Raw genomic sequence first — 16,684 nt, 5'->3', positions numbered from 1 at the left:
CACGGAGCTGGACGCCGGCTACTGGTTCCGCAACCTGCGCGGACGGGTCCGGTTCGCGGACGCGGTGCGGACGCTGCTGGCGGCGGAGCACCGGGCGTTCGTCGAGGTCAGCTCGCACCCGGTGCTGACGATGGCGGTCCAGGACCTGATCGAGGAGGCGGCGGTGCCGGCCGTCGCGACCGGTACGCTGCGCCGCGACCAGGGCGGCACGGACCGCTTCCGGCTGTCGGCCGCCGCACTGTTCGTCCGCGGCGTGCACGTGGACTGGGCGGACGTGTTCGCGCGGACCGGGGCGTCCCGCGTCGACCTGCCCACCTACGCCTTCCAACGCGAGCGGTACTGGCAGACCCCGACCACGGTCGAACGGCCCGCCGCCGACGCCCCGATGGACGCCGAATTCTGGGCCGCCGTCGAACAGGCGGACGTCTCGGCACTGGCCGCCGCGCTCGGCACCGACGAAGCGTCCGTCGCCGCCATCCTGCCCGGCCTCACCTCCTGGCGCCGGGCCCGCTCCCAACGCTCCACCATCGACTCCTGGCGCTACCAGGTCAGTTGGACACCCGTCGGCCAGACGCCGCACGCCACCCTCAGCGGCAGTTGGTTGCTGGTGAGCGCCGACGGTGTCGACGACGCCGACGTCGCCGGGGCGTTGGCGTCGCACGGTGCGCAGGTGTGCCGGCTGGTCCTGGACGAGGAGTGCACCGACCGGGTCGTCCTGCGGGAGCGGCTGGCCGGTGCGGTGGCGGCGGCCGGCGGCTGCACCGGCATCGTCTCCGTACTCGCCGACGCCGAGGACGACAGTGCCCGGCACCCCGGTCTCACCCGTGGACTCGCGCTGTCCGTCGCCCTGGTGCAGGCCCTCGGCGACGCCGAAATCGACGCCCCGCTCTGGGCGTTGACCCGCGGCGCCTTCGCCACCGGCCCGTCCGACCCGGTCACCCGGCCCCGGCAGCGCCAGGTCGCCGGCGTCGGCTGGACCGCGGCGCTGGAGCACCCGCAGCGCTGGGGCGGCACCGTCGACCTGCCCGCCGCCCTCGACGACCGGACCGCCCGCCGACTCGCCGCCGCACTCTCCGGCGCCCTCGGCGCCGAAGACCAACTCGCCGTCCGGCCCACGGGCACCTGGGCCCGCCGGATCGTCCGCGCCGGCCGCCGCAGCGGCCGGCCCGCCCGAACCTGGACACCGCGCGGCACGACCCTGATCACCGGCGGATCCGGCACCCTCGCCCCGCAGCTCACCCGGTGGCTCGCCGCACGCGGCGCGGAACACGTCGTGTTGGTCAGCCGGCGCGGCGCGGAAGCCCCCGGCGCCACCGAACTCGTCGCCGAACTGGCCGAGTCGAGCACCGAAGTGACCCCCGTGGCCTGCGACATCACCGACCGGGACGCGGTCGCCGCCCTCCTCTCCGATCTCAAGGCCGACGGCCGCACCGTCCGCACCGTCCTCCACGCCGCCGCCACCATCGAACTGTCCGCGCTCGCCGACACCACCGTGGCGGAGTTCGCCGACGTCGTGCACGCCAAGGTCACCGGCGCACAGCACCTCGACGAGCTGCTCGACGACGCCGAACTCGACGACTTCGTCCTGTACTCCTCCACCGCCGGCATGTGGGGCAGCGGCGTCCACGCCGCCTACGTCGCCGGCAACGCCTACCTGTCCGCACTCGCCGAACAACGCCGCGCCCGCGGGCAGCGCGCCACCTCCGTCCACTGGGGCAAGTGGCCCGACGACCGCACGCGCGAACGCGCCGACCCGCACCGGATCCGCCGCAGCGGCCTGGAGTACCTCGACCCGGAGGTGGCACTGGCCGCGCTCCAGCAGGTCCTGGACGACGACGAGACGGTCATCGGCCTCATGGACATCGACTGGGACACCTACCACGACGTCTTCACCACCGGCCGGCCCGCGCACCTCTTCGACCAGATCCCCGAGGTGCGGCGCCGCCTCGACCGGACGGCCGCCGCGGACACCGCGGCGCCGACCGCCGGCGGCCTGACGGCCCGTCTGGCGGGCCGCACCGACGCCGAGCAGGACCGGCTGCTGCTCACCCTGGTCCGCACCGAGGCCGCCGCCGTCCTCGGGCACGCCGTGGCGGAGTCCCTCCCCGAGCGCCGCGCCTTCCGCGACCTCGGATTCGACTCGGTCACCGCCGTCGACCTGCGCAACCGGCTCGCGACCGGCACCGGGCTGCGGCTGCCGTCCACGATGGTCTTCGACCACCCCAACTGCGCGGCGCTGGCCGCCTTCCTGAAGGGCGTGGCGCTCGGGGCGCCCGGCCCCGCCGCCGCACCGCAGCCCGGCCCCGCCGCCGGCACCCCGGCCGACGACGACCCGATCGCCGTCATCGGCATGGGCTGCCGCTACCCCGGCAGCGCCGGCACCCCCGAGGAACTGCTGCGGCTCGCCCTCGACGGTGCCGACGTCATCTCGGAGTTCCCCGCGGACCGCGGCTGGGACGCCCACGGACTCTACGACCCCGACCCGGACCGGGCCGGCCGCACCTACTCCCTGCACGGTGGATTCCTCCACGAGGCCGCCGGCTTCGACCCCGGCTTCTTCGGCATCTCGCCGCGCGAGGCGCTCGCCATGGACCCGCAGCAGCGGCTCCTGCTGGAAACCGCCTGGGAAGCCGTCGAGCGGGCCGGCATCAACCCCGAGTCGCTGCGCGGCACCGCCGCCGGCACCTTCTTCGGCGCCAGCTACCAGGACTACGCCGCCACCGTGCAGAACGGCTCCGGGGAGTCCGAGGCGCACATGGTGACCGGAACCGCGGCCAGCGTGCTGTCCGGCCGGGTCTCCTACCTGCTCGGCCTGGAAGGCCCGGCGGTCACCGTCGACACCGCCTGCTCGTCCTCCCTGGTCGCCCTGCACCTGGCCTGCCAGTCGCTGCGCACCGGCGAGAGCTCCCTCGCCCTGGCCGGCGGCGCGGCCGTGATGGCCACCCCGCACGCCTTCGTCGGCTTCAGCCGGCAGCGCGCCCTCGCCCCGGACGGCCGCTGCAAGCCGTTCTCCGACGCCGCCGACGGCATGACCCTCGCCGAAGGCGTCGGCGTCGTCCTCCTGGAACGGCTGTCCGTCGCCCGCGCCAACGGGCACCGGGTGCTCGCCGTCATCCGCGGCTCCGCCGTCAACCAGGACGGCGCCTCCAACGGCCTGACCGCGCCCAACGGCCCGTCCCAACAGCGCGTCATCCGCCAGGCGCTGGCCAACTCCGGCCTGACCGGCGCCGACGTCGACGCGGTCGAGGCGCACGGCACCGGCACCAAGCTGGGCGACCCCATCGAGGCCCAGGCGCTGCTGGCCACCTACGGCCAGGACCGCGACGCCGAACGGCCGCTGCTGCTCGGCTCGGTGAAGTCCAACATCGGCCACACCCAGGCCGCCGCCGGAGTCGCCGGCGTGATCAAGATGGTCCTCGCCCTGCGGGCCGGCCAGCTGCCCGGCACCCTGCACCTCGACACGCCCTCCCGCCACGTCGACTGGAGCGCCGGCGCCGTGGAGCCGCTGCGCGAGACCACCCCGTGGCCCGAGACCGGACGCCCCCGCCGGGCCGGGGTCTCCTCGTTCGGCATCAGCGGCACCAACGCCCACCTCATCCTCGAACAGGCCCCACCCACCGAACCGCCCACCGAACCGCCCACCGTCCCCGACCCGTCCGCGGACACCGACACGGTCGTCCCGTGGCCGCTCGCCGCCAAGTCCGCCGCGGCCCTGCGCGACCAGGCCGCCCGGCTGCTCGGCACCGTCGAGCGGTCCCCGGACCTCCCGCCCGCCGCCGTCGGACACGCGCTGGCCACCACCCGGGCCGCCTTCGAGCACCGCGCCGTCGTCGTCGGCGAGCAGCGCGCCGACTTCCTGCGCGGCCTGACCGCCCTGGCCACCGGCGCCTCCACGGCCGGCCTGGTCACCGGCGTCGCCGGCCCCGACCCGGCCGGGCCGGTCTTCGTCTTCCCCGGCCAGGGGTCCCAGTGGTGGGGCATGGGCCGCGAACTCCTCGCCACGTCCGAGGTGTTCCGCACCGCCATCGACGACTGCGCGGACGCCCTCGCCCCGTACGTCGACTGGTCACTGCACGACGTCCTGGCCGGCGAGGGCGATCCGGACCTGCTGGCACGCGTGGACGTGGTCCAGCCCGCGCTGTTCGCCGTGATGGTCGCGCTGTCCGCGCTCTGGCGCGCCCACGGCGTCACCCCCGGCGCCGTGGTCGGCCACTCCCAGGGCGAGATCGCCGCGGCCTGCGTCGCCGGGGCCCTCAGCCTCGCGGACGCCGCCCGCGTGGTGGCGCTGCGCAGCCAGGCCCTGCCGCAACTCTCCGGCCGCGGCGGCATGATGTCGGTGTCCGCCCCCGTCGACCGGGTCACCGACCTCCTCGCCCCGTGGCGGGAGGAACTCTCCGTCGCCGCCGTCAACGGACCCTCGTCCGTGGTCGTCTCCGGCGACACCGACGCCCTCGACGCCCTGCACACCGCCTGCCAGGAACAGGGTGTGCGGGCCCGCCGGGTGTCCGTGGACTACGCCTCGCACGGGCCGCACGTCGAGGCCGTCCGCGACGAACTCGCCCGCGTCCTCGCACCGGTCAGCCCGCGCGCCCCCGAAGTGCCGTTCTACTCGACCGTCACCGGCGCCCGGGTGGACGACGCCGCCCTCGACGGCGCCTACTGGTACACCAACCTGCGGCAGACCGTCCGCATGGAGGACGCCACCCGCGCCCTCCTCGCCGCCGGCCACCGCGTCTTCGTCGAGGTCAGCCCGCACCCGGTGCTGGCCGCCCCGATCCAGGAGACCCAGGAAGCCGTCGCGGACGGCACCGGCGGCTGTGCGGTGGTCCTCGGCTCGCTCCGCCGCGACGAGGGCGGCCCGCGGCGCTTCGTGACCTCGCTCGCCGAGGCCCACGCGCACGGCGCCCGGGTCGACTGGACCACGACCCTCACCCACCCCGACCACACCCCGGTGGACCTGCCCACCTACCCCTTCCAACGCCAGGACTTCTGGCCCGACCCCCGACCCGCCACCGCGCCGACCGGCACCGACCCCGCCGACACCGCCTTCTGGCAGCTCGTCGAGAACCAGGACCTGACCGCGCTCGCCGACGAACTCGGCGTCCCCGCCGACGCCGCGCACCCCGCGCTCGGCGCCGTCCTGCCCGCCCTGTCGGCCTGGCGCGCCAAGGCCCAGGCCCGCACCCGCATCGACGAACTCCGCTACCACGTCCAGTGGACCCGGATCGCGGAACCCGCCGCCGCCCGCACCACCGGACGCCTGCTGATCGCCGTCCCCCCGGACCACGCCGACACCCCCTGGGTCGCCGCCGCGCTCGACGCCCTGGGCGCCGACGCCGTCCGCTTCGAGGCCAAGGGCACCGACCGCGCCGCCTGGGCCGCCCAACTCACCCAACTCGTGGAGGACGGCGCCCAGTTCACCGCCGTCGTGTCCCTGCTGGCGGCCGTCGAGGAACACCACCCGGACCTGGCGTCGGTACCGCTGGGCCTCGGGCAGACCCTCGTCCTGGTCCAGGCGCTCGGCGACGCCGGCCTGACCGCGCCCCTGTGGTGCCTGACCCGCGGCGCCGTCACCACCGGCCCCGACGACCCGCTCGACAGCCCCGTGCAGGGCTCCCTGTGGGGCCTCGGCCGGGTCGTCGCCCTGGAACACCCCGAGCGCTGGGGCGGGCTGATCGACCTGCCCGCCACCCTCGACGGCCACGCCGCGCACCGCCTCGCCGGCCTGCTCGCCGACCCCGCCGGCGAGGACCAACTCGCCGTCCGCGCCGCCGGCGTGCGCGCCCGCCGCCTGGTGCACGCCACCCCGGCCACGCCCCGCCGCGAGAACCGCTGGCACGGCCGCGGCAGCTGCCTCATCACCGGCGGCACCGGCGGCATCGGCGGCCGGATCGCCCGCTGGATGGCCGAGCGCGGCGCCGCACACCTCGTCCTGACCAGCCGCCGCGGCCCGGACGCACCCGGCGCGACGGAACTCCGCGCCGAACTGGAGGCACTGGGCGCCCGCGTCACCCTCGCCGCCTGCGACGTCGCCGACCGCGACGCCCTGGCCGCCCTGCTGGCCGACCTCCCCGCCGACCAGCCGCTCACCTCCGTCTTCCACTCCGCCGGCGTGGCCGACGGGGACGCCCGCGTCGCCGACCTGACCCTCGACCAACTCGACGCGCTGCTCCGCGCCAAACTCACCGCCGCCCACCACCTGCACGACCTCACCGCCGCCCGCGACCTCGACGCGTTCGTGCTGTTCTCGTCCGGCGCCGCCGTCTGGGGCAGCGGCGGCCAACCCGGCTACGCCGCCGCCAACGCCTACCTCGACGCGCTCGCCGCCCACCGCCGCTCCCTCGGCCTGCCCGGTGCGTCCGTCGCCTGGGGCACCTGGGGCGAGGTCGGCATGGCCACCGTCCCCGAGGTGCACGAGCGGCTGCACCGGCAGGGCGTCCGCGCCATGGCGCCCGACCTCGCGATCGGCGCGCTCCAACAGATGCTGGAGGACGGCGACACCACCCTCGCCGTGACCCTCATGGACTGGGAGGCGTTCGCCCCGAGCTTCACCGCCGGCCGGCCCAGCGCCCTGTTCAGCACGGTGCCCGAAGCCGTCCGCGCGCTCCACGACGACCTCGACGCGGCGGCCGGCGACGCCCCCGCGGCGCCGCCGCTCCGCCGCCACCTGGAGGGACTGTCCGCCGCCGAGCGCGGCCGGGCCCTCGTCGAGGCGGTCCGCGCCGAGGCGTCCGCGACCCTCGGCCACGCCACCCCCGACGCCGTCCCCGCCGGCCGCGCCTTCCGCGACGTCGGCTTCGACTCCGTCACCGCCGTCGAACTCCGCAACCGGCTGCGCACCGCCCTCGGCCTGCCCCTGCCGGCCGCACTCGTCTTCGACCACCCCACCCCCACGGCCCTCGCCGGCCACCTCGGCACGCTGCTCTTCGGCACCGCCGCCGAGGCCCCCGGCACCGGCCGCGCCGACGACCCCGACGCCCGCATCCGCGAGGCGCTCGCCACCGTCCCCCTCGGGCGGCTGCGCAAGGCGGGCCTCCTCGACCTGGTGCTGAAGCTCGCCGACTCCGAAGCGACCGACGACCCCGCCCCCGAGGCCGCCGAACCCGCCGAATCCCTCGACGACATGGACGCCGAAGCCCTGCTGCGGCTGGCCACCGAGAACTCGGCGAACTGAAAGAGAGCTGGAGCCCACCATGAGCACCAACCCCGACAAGTACGTCGAGGCACTCCGGTCCTCCCTCAAGGAGATCGAGCGGCTGCGCCGGCAGAACGAACAACTGGTGGCGGCGGCGGTGGAACCCGTCGCGGTCGTCGGCATCGGCTGCCGCTTCCCCGGCGGCGTCACCTCGCCCGAGGACCTGTGGCGGCTGGTCGCCGAGGGCCGCGACGTGATCGGGCCGTTCCCGCAGGACCGCGGCTGGGACCTGGAGAGGCTGGCCGGCGGCGGTGAGGGCAGCAGCCTCACCCAGGTCGGCGGCTTCGTCGACGACGTCGCCGGCTTCGACCCCGGCTTCTTCGGGATCTCCCCGCGCGAAGCGGTCGCCATGGACCCCCAGCAGCGCATCCTGTTGGAAATCACCTGGGAAGCCCTGGAACGGGCCGGCATCGACCCGTCCACGCTCCGCGCCACCCCCACCGGCGTCTTCGTCGGCACCACCGGCCAGGACTACGGCGAGGTCATCAAGGCGTCCGACGAGGACGCCGAGGTCTACGCGACCACCGGCCACGCCGCCAGCGTCATCTCCGGCCGGCTCTCCTACACCCTCGGTGCCGAGGGCCCGGCCGTCACCGTCGACACCGGCTGCTCCTCCTCGCTCGTCGCCCTGCACTGGGCCGTCCAGGCACTGCGCGGTGGCGAGTGCGCCATGGCCCTGGCCGGCGGCGCGTCCGTCATGGCCACGCCCGGCCCGTTCGTCTCCTTCACCGCCCAGAGCGGACTCGCCGCCGACGGCCGCTGCAAGCCGTTCTCCGACGCCGCCGACGGCACCGGCTGGGGCGAGGGCGCCGGCATGCTGGTCCTGATGCGGCTCTCCGACGCCCAGCGCGACGGCCGCCCGGTCCTCGCCGTGCTCCGCGGCTCCGCCATCAACCAGGACGGCGCCTCCAACGGCCTGACCGCCCCCAACGGCCCGTCCCAACAGCGCGTGATCCGCGCCGCCCTCGACAGCGCCCACCTGACCGCCGCCGACGTCGACGCCGTCGAGGCGCACGGCACCGGCACCACCCTCGGCGACCCCATCGAGGCCCAGGCGCTCCTCGCCACCTACGGGCAGGACCGCACGCGACCGCTGTGGCTGGGCTCGGTCAAGTCCAACATCGGCCACACCCAGGCCGCGTCCGGCGCCGCCGGCGTGATCAAAATGATCATGGCGTTGCAGCGCGGGACGTTGCCGCGCAGCCTGCACGCCACCGAACCCACCACCGACGTCGACTGGACCGCCGGCGCCGTCAACCTCCTCGACGAGGCCGTCACCTGGCCCGACACCGGCCGGCCGCGCCGCGCCGGCGTCTCCTCCTTCGGTATCAGCGGCACCAACGCCCACGTCATCCTCGAACAGGCCCCCGCCGCCCCCGAACCGCCCACCGCCGGCCCCACCATCCGCCCCGCCGTCGTCCCCTGGCCGCTGTCCGCCCGCACCGCCGCCGCCCTCGACGCCCAACGCGCCCGCCTCACCGCCCACCTCGCCGCCACCCCCGACGCCGACGCCCTCGACATCGGCTACGCCCTCGCCGACGGACGCACCACCTTCGAACACCGCACCGTCCTGCTCCCCGACGGCACCGCCCTCGCCCACGGCACCGCCGACGAAGGCCCGTCCGCGGTCCTCTTCTCCGGCCAGGGCTCCCAGCGGCTGGGCATGGGACGCGAACTCCACGCCCGCTTCCCGACGTTCGCCGCCGCCTTCGACGAGACCGCCGCCCTCCTCGACGCGCACCTCGACCGCCCGCTGCGGGACGTCGTCTGGGGCACCGACGCCGCCCTCCTGGACGACACCGGCTGGGCCCAACCCGCCCTGTTCGCCGTCGAGGTCGCCCTCTACCGCCTGGTCGCCTCCCTCGGCGTCACCCCCGACTTCGTCGGCGGCCACTCCATCGGCGAACTCGCCGCCGCACACGTCGCCGGAGTCCTCTCCCTGGCCGACGCCTGCACCCTCGTCGCCGCCCGCGCCCGCCTCATGCAGGCCCTCCCGCGCGGCGGCGCCATGCTCGCGATCCGCGCCACCGAGGACGAGGTCACCCCCCACCTCACCGACGACGTGTCGATCGCCGCCGTCAACGGACCCACCGCCGTCGTCGTCGCCGGCACCGAGGACGCCGTCACCACGCTCGCCACCCACTTCGCCGCCCAGGACCGCAAGACCACCCGCCTACGGGTCAGCCACGCCTTCCACTCGCCGCTCATGGACCCGATGTTGGCGGACTTCCGTACCGTCGCCGAGCGGCTCACCTACCACGAGCCGCGCATCCCGGTCGTCTCCAACCTCACCGGCACCATCGCCACCGGCAGCGACCTGCGCACCGCCGACTACTGGGTCCGGCACGTCCGCGAGGCGGTCCGCTTCGCCGACGGCATCGCCACCCTCACCACCCGCGGCGTCACCACCCTCGTCGAACTCGGCCCGGACGGCGTGCTGTCCGCCATGGCCCAGGAGTCCCTGCCCGACGGCGCCAGCGCCGTCCCGCTGCTCCGCAAGGACCGCCCCGAGGAGCTCGCCGCCGTCACCGGCCTGGCCCGCGCCCACGTCCGCGGCGTCACCGTCCGCTGGGCCCGCCTCTTCGACCGCACCGGTGCCCACCGCACCGACCTGCCCACCTACCCCTTCCAACACCAGCGGTTCTGGCCGACGCCGGCCCGCACCGCCCAGGACGTCACCGCCGCCGGGCTCGGCGCCGCAGACCACCCCCTGCTCGGCGCCACCGCCGAACTCGCCGACGGCACCGGGTACTTGTTCACCAGCCGGCTCTCCCTGCGGACCCACCCCTGGCTCGCCGACCACGCCGTCCAGGGCCGCGCCCTGCTCCCCGGCACCGCCTTCGTCGAACTCGCCGTCCGCGCCGGCGACGAGGCCCGCTGCGACCGCGTCGAGGAACTGACCCTGGCCGCACCCCTGGTGCTCCCCGAGCACGGCGCCGTCCAACTCCAGGTCCGGGTCGGCGCCCCCGACCCGGCCGGCCGCCGCACCCTCGGCATCTTCTCCCGCACCGCGGACGGCTTCGACCTGCCGTGGTCCCAGCACGCCACCGGCGTCCTGACCACCGGCGCCGGCGCCCCCGACCCGGCCTTCGACGCCACCACCTGGCCGCCCACCGGCGCCGAACCCCTCGACGTCACCGGCGCCTACGCACGCCTCGCCGACCTCGGCTTCGCCTACGGCCCCGCCTTCCAGGGCCTGCGCGCCGCCTGGCGCCGCGGCACCGAGGTGTACGCCGAGGTCGCCCTGCCCGACGACGCCGGCACCGACCCCGCCGCCTTCGGACTCCACCCGGCGCTGCTGGACGCCGCCCAGCACGCCGCCGCCTACGCCGACCTCGGCGCCCTCAGCCGCGGCGGCCTGCCGTTCGCCTGGCAGGGCGTCTCGCTCGCCGCCGCCGGCGCCCGCACCGTCCGCGCCAGGATCGCCCCGACCGGCGACGACACCGTCACCATCGCCGTCTACGACACCACCGGCGCCACCGTGCTGTCCGTGGACTCCCTGGTCTCCCGCGAGGTCCCCACCGGCGCCCCCGGCGACCCCGCCACCGTCCACCGCGACTCCCTCTTCCACGTCGAGTGGACCCCGCTCACCACCCGACCCACCACCACCCCGGCCACCGTCGCCGTCCTCGGCCCTGACCCGGACACCCTCGCCGGCCCGCTCCGCGCCGCCGGCATCCACACCACCACCCACCCCGACCTGTCGACCCTCGCCACGGCCGACGCACCCGTCCCGGACCTGGTCCTCACCACCCTGACCACGGACCACGACACCCCCGTCCCGGCCGCCGCACACGCCACCACCGCGGCCACCCTCGACCTCGCCCAACAGTGGCTGGCCGACGACCGCTTCGCCCACGCCCGCCTGGTCCTCGTCACCCGCGGCGCCACCGACGGCACCGACCCCGCCGCCGCGGCCGCCGGCGGCCTGCTCCGAACCGCCCGCACCGAGAACCCCGGCCGGTTCGCCCTCCTCGACCTGGCCCCCGGCACCGACCGCCCCGACCCCGAGGCCCTGGCGACCGCCCTGGCCGCCACCCGCGACGAACCCGACCTCGCCCTCCACGGCACCGACCTGCGCACCGCCCGCCTGGCCCGCGTCCCCCTCCCCACCGAGCCCACCGCCTGGCACCCGGACGGCACCGTCCTGATCACCGGCGGCACCGGCGGCCTGGGCGCGGTCCTCGCCCGCCACCTGGTCACCGCCCGCGGCGTCCGCCACCTACTGCTCGCCAGCCGCCGCGGCCCCGACGCCGCCGGCGCCGACGACCTGCGCACCGAACTCACCGGGCACGGCGCCACCGTCCGCATCGCCGCCTGCGACGTCACCGACCCGGCCGCCCTCACCGAACTGCTCGCCACCGTCCCCGACGCCCATCCGCTCACCGCCGTCGTCCACACCGCCGGCATCGTCGACGACGGCGTCCTCGGCTCCCTCACCACCGAGCGCCTGGCCGCCGTCCTGCGACCGAAGGTCGACGCGGCCTGGCACCTGCACGAGGCGACCCGCCACCTCGACCTGGCCGCCTTCGTCCTCTTCTCCTCCGTCGCCGCCACCCTCGGCAGCCCCGGGCAGGCCAACTACGCGGCCGGCAACGCCTTCCTGGACGCCCTCGCCGCGCACCGCGCCGCCGCCGGCCTGCCCGCCACCGCCCTCGCCTGGGGACCGTGGAGCCAGCACGCCGGCATGACCAAGAGCCTCTCCGCCCTCGACGTCGAGCGCATCGCCCGCTCCGGCCTGCCGCCGCTCACCCCGGAACAGGGCACCGCCCTCTTCGACGCCGCCCTCGCCGCCGGCCCCGCGGCCCTCGCCCCGGTCCGCCTCGACCTCCCCGTCCTGCGCACCCAGGGCGAGATCGCCCCCCTGCTGCGCGGCCTGATCCGCACCCCCGTCCGGCGCGCCGCCGCCCAGGCGTCCCAGACCGCCGACGGACTCGCCCAGCGACTCGCCGGACTCGACGCCGCCGCCCGCCGGGAAACCCTCCTGGACCTCGTCCGCACGCAGATCGCCCAGGTCCTCGGCCACGCGGACGCCAACGAGGTGGCGACCGGCCGCCCGTTCCAGGACCTCGGCTTCGACTCGCTCACCGCCGTCGAACTCCGCAACGCCCTGAACTCCGCCACCGGCCTGCGGCTGCCCGCCACCATGGTGTTCGACTACCCGACCCCGCACGCCCTCGCCGACCACCTGCGCGACGAACTCCTCGGCTCGGAAACCGAGTTGACGCCTGCCCGCGCCCTCCCGTCGTCGACCGCCGACACCGACGACCCGATCGTCATCGTCGGCATGTCCTGCCGCTACCCCGGCGGCGTCACCTCACCCGAGGACCTCTGGCGCCTGGTCAGCGAAGGCGCCGACGCCACCGGCCCGTTCCCGGTCAACCGTGGTTGGGACCTCGACAACCTCTACGACCCCGACCCCGACCGCCCGGGCCGCACCCACGTCCGCGCCGGCGGCTTCCTACACGACGCCGGCTCGTTCGACCCGGACTTCTTCGGCATGAGCCCGCGCGAGGCGATGGCCACCGACTCCCAGCAGCGCCTGCTGCTCGAACTCTCCTGGGAGGCCGTCGAACGCGCCGGCATGGACCCCGCCGCCCTGCGCGACAGCCGCACCGGCGTCTTCGCCGGCGTCATGTACAACGACTACGGCACCACCCTCACCGGAGACGAGTACGAGGCGTTCCGCGGCAACGGCAGCGCCCCGAGCGTCGCTTCGGGCCGCGTCTCCTACAGCCTGGGACTCGAAGGTCCGGCGGTGACGGTCGACACCGCGTGTTCGTCGTCGTTGGTGGCGCTGCACTGGGCGGCGCAGGCGTTGCGGGCGGGCGAGTGCACCCTTGCACTCGCCGGTGGCGTGACGGTGATGTCCACGCCCAGCACGTTCGTGGAGTTCTCGCGCCAGCGCGGCCTGGCCCCCGACGGCCGTTCCAAGGCGTTCGCCGAGGCCGCCGACGGCGTGGCCTGGTCCGAGGGCGTGGGCATGCTGGTGCTGGAGCGCCAGTCGGACGCGGTCCGCAACGGTCACGAGATCCTGGCGGTGGTGCGGGGTTCGGCGGTCAACCAGGACGGTGCGTCGAACGGTCTGACCGCCCCCAACGGCCCGTCCCAACAGCGGGTCATCCGCCAGGCGTTGGCCAGCGGTGGCCTGTCGACGCTCGACGTGGACGTGGTCGAGGCGCACGGCACCGGCACGACCCTCGGCGACCCGATCGAGGCGCAGGCGCTCCTCGCGACGTACGGCCGTGACCGCGATGCCGACCAGCCGTTGTGGCTCGGTTCCATCAAGTCCAACATCGGTCACACGCAGGCCGCCGCCGGCGTGGCGGGTGTCATCAAGATGGTGTTGGCGATGCGGCACGGCATGCTGCCGCGGACCCTGCACGTCGACGCCCCGTCCTCGCACGTGGACTGGAGTGCGGGTGCGGTCGAGCTGCTGACGGACGAGATCGCTTGGCCGGAGACGGGCCGGGCCCGGCGCGCCGGGGTCTCCTCGTTCGGCATCAGCGGCACCAACGCCCACGTCGTCATCGAGCAGCCGCCGGGCGCCGCACTCCGCGCGGCCGTGCACACCACCCGGCCGGTCGAGGAACCGCCGGCCGCCCCCTGGGCACTGTCCGCCAAGACCCCCGAGGCCCTGCGCGCCCAGGCCGCCCGCCTCCTCGCCCACGTCGAGGCGCACCCCGAACTGCGCCCCGTCGACGTCAGCCACTCCCTGGTCACCACCCGCACCGCCTTCGACCACCGGGCCGTCGTCCTCGGCACCGACCGCACCGAGGCCTTGCGGGCGCTCGCCGCGCTCGCCGCCGGCCAGTCCGACCCGGTCGCCGTGACCGGCAAGGCCGGCACCGGCCGCACCGCCTTCCTCTTCTCCGGCCAAGGCTCCCAACGCCTCGGCATGGGCCGCGTCCTCTACGAGCGCTTCCCCGCCTTCGCCGAAGCGCTGGACGCCGTCCTCACCGTCCTCGACGCGGAACTCGGCCATCCGCTCCGCGACGTCATCTGGGGCGAGGACGCCCGACTCGTCGACCGCACCGGCTACACCCAACCCGCACTGTTCGCCGTCGAGGTGGCCCTCTTCCGCCTCCTCGCCAGCTGGGGCATCGCCGCGGACTTCGTCGCCGGCCACTCCATCGGTGAGATCGTCGCCGCGCACGTCGCCGGGGTCCTCTCCCTCGCGGACGCCTGCCGCCTCGTCGTCGCCCGCGCCGTACTGATGCAGTCGCTGCCCGAAGGCGGCGCCATGCTCGCCGTCGAAGCCACCGAGGACGAGGTCCTGCCGCTCCTCACCGACGACGTGTCGATCGCCGCCATCAACGGCCCCACCTCCGTCGTCGTGTCCGGCCACGAGGCCGCGGCGCTCGCCGTCGCCCGGCACTTCGCCGACCAGGGCCGCCGCACCACCCGCCTGCGGGTCAGCCACGCCTTCCACTCGCCGCTGATGGCACCGATGCTGGACGACTTCCGCGCGGTCGTCGACGGCCTCACCTTCACCGCCCCCACCCTCCCCGTCGTCTCCAACCTGACCGGCGAACTGGCCTCCGCCGACGCACTCCGCTCCGCCGACTACTGGGTCCGGCACGTCCGCGACGCCGTCCGCTTCGCCGACGGCATCCGCACCCTCGCCGACCACGGCGTCACCACCTTCGTCGAACTCGGCCCCGACAGCGTGCTGTCCGCCATGGCCCAGGAGTCCGCACCCGAAGGCGCCGTCACGGTCCCGCTGCTGCGCAAGGACCGGCCGGAGGAACAGGCCGTCGTCGCGGCGCTCTGCCACCTCCAGGTGCTCGGCGTCGACGCCGACTGGCCCGCCGCCTTCGCCGGCCCCGACGCCGTCCGCGTCGACCTGCCGACCTACGCCTTCCGCCACCGCTGGTTCTGGCCCACCGCCCGCCCCGCCCGCCCGGACGACGTCCGCGCCGCCGGCCTCGGCGCCGCCGGCCACCCCCTGCTCGGCGCGGCCGTCCAACTCCCCGACGGCGGGGCGCTGTTCACCGGCCGCCTCGCCCTGCGCACCCACCCGTGGCTGGCCGACCACACCGTCCTGGGCACCGTCCTGCTGCCGGGCACCGCACTGGTGGAACTCGCCGTCCGCGCCGGCGACGAGACCGGCTGCGGCCACCTGGAGGAACTCACCCTCGCCGCCCCCGTGACCCTGCCCGAGGACGCCGCGACGCTCCTCCAGGTCCACGTCGGCGCCGCCGACGCAACGGGCCGCCGCACCGTCACCGTCCACACCCGCCCCGACGACACCGCCGACGGCACCTGGACGCTGCACGCCACCGGTGCGCTCACCGCCGAGGCCCCCGCCGCCGCCCCCTTCGACACCACCGTCTGGCCGCCCGCCGACGCCGAACCCCTCTCCACCGACGACTGCTACGCACACTTCGCCACCCTCGGCTTCGGCTACGGGCCGGTCTTCCAGGGCCTGCGCGCCGCCTGGCGCGCCGGTGCGGTCCTCTACGCCGACGTGGCCCTGCCCGAATCGGCCACCGACGACGCGGCCGGCTTCGGCCTGCACCCCGCGCTCCTCGACGCCGCCCTGCACCCCGCCCTCCTGACCGACGAGCACGCCACCGGCCTGCCGTTCGCCTGGGAAGGCAGCACCCTGCACGCCTCGGGCGCCACCGCGCTGCGCGTGCGCCTCGCCCCCGCGGGCACCAACGGCCTGTCCCTCAGCGCCGCCGACCCGGCCGGCAACGCCGTCGCGACCGTCACCCGCCTGCTCGCCCGCCCCGTGGACGCCGCGCAGCTGAACCTCGACGCCGCCCGCACCCGCGACGCGCTCTTCCACCTGGACTGGACCCCGGTCCCGCTCCCCGACACCGGCGCACCCACACCCCTCGTCCTCCTGGGCCCGGACACCTCAGCGCTCGCCGACGCCCTCGGCAGCCCGTCCGCCACGCGGTACGCGACGCTCACCGACCTCCTGGCCGCCGGCCCCACCACGCCCACCACCGTCCTCGCCCCACTCGGCTCCGCACCCGACGCCGACGTCCCACGGTCCGCCCACGCCCTGACCAGCACCGCACTGAACCTCGTGCAACAGTGGCTCGCAGAGGACCGGCTCGCCGGCTCCCGTCTGGTGTTCGTCACGACCGGCGCGGTGGCCACCGCCGGCACCGACCTCGACGACCTGGCAGCCGCCGCGGTCTGGGGCCTGATCCGCTCCGCGCAGACCGAGAACCCCGACACCTTCGGCCTCCTCGACCTCGACACCGACACGGCCTCCAGCACCGCGCTGGCCCGGGCCCTCACCCTCGACGAACCCCAACTCGCCCTCCGCGCCGGCCGCGCCCACGCCGCCCGTCTCACCCGCACCCCTGCCCCGAGCACTCCGGCCGCCACTCCGTGGTCCGCGAACGGCACGGTGTGGGTGACGGGTGGTACGGGTGGTTTGGGTGGTGTGTTGGCTCGGCATGTGGTGCGGTCGTGTGGGGTGCGTCATCTGTTGTTGTCGAGTCGTTCTGGTGTGGCGGCGGATGGTGT

The 16,684-nt window shown here is 75.8% G+C and carries 2 protein-coding genes; both read left to right on the top strand.

Annotated features, from left to right (window positions below; translation table 11 throughout):
• Positions 1 to 7,174: type I polyketide synthase (locus ABD385_RS40270; protein WP_425585590.1), on the top strand; the 7,174-nt coding region annotated here is incomplete at its 5' end.
• A gap of 19 nt (positions 7,175 to 7,193) precedes the next feature.
• The coding region (locus tag ABD385_RS40265; protein WP_344585136.1) for a type I polyketide synthase at positions 7,194 to 16,684 on the top strand (9,491 nt) is incomplete at its 3' end.

The organism is Streptomyces lunalinharesii, assembly GCF_039532155.1.
GTDB classification, from domain to species: Bacteria; Actinomycetota; Actinomycetes; order Streptomycetales; family Streptomycetaceae; genus Streptomyces; species Streptomyces lunalinharesii.
Note: the sequence above shows the minus strand (reverse complement) of the source record. Positions and strands in the feature narration are given on the sequence as shown.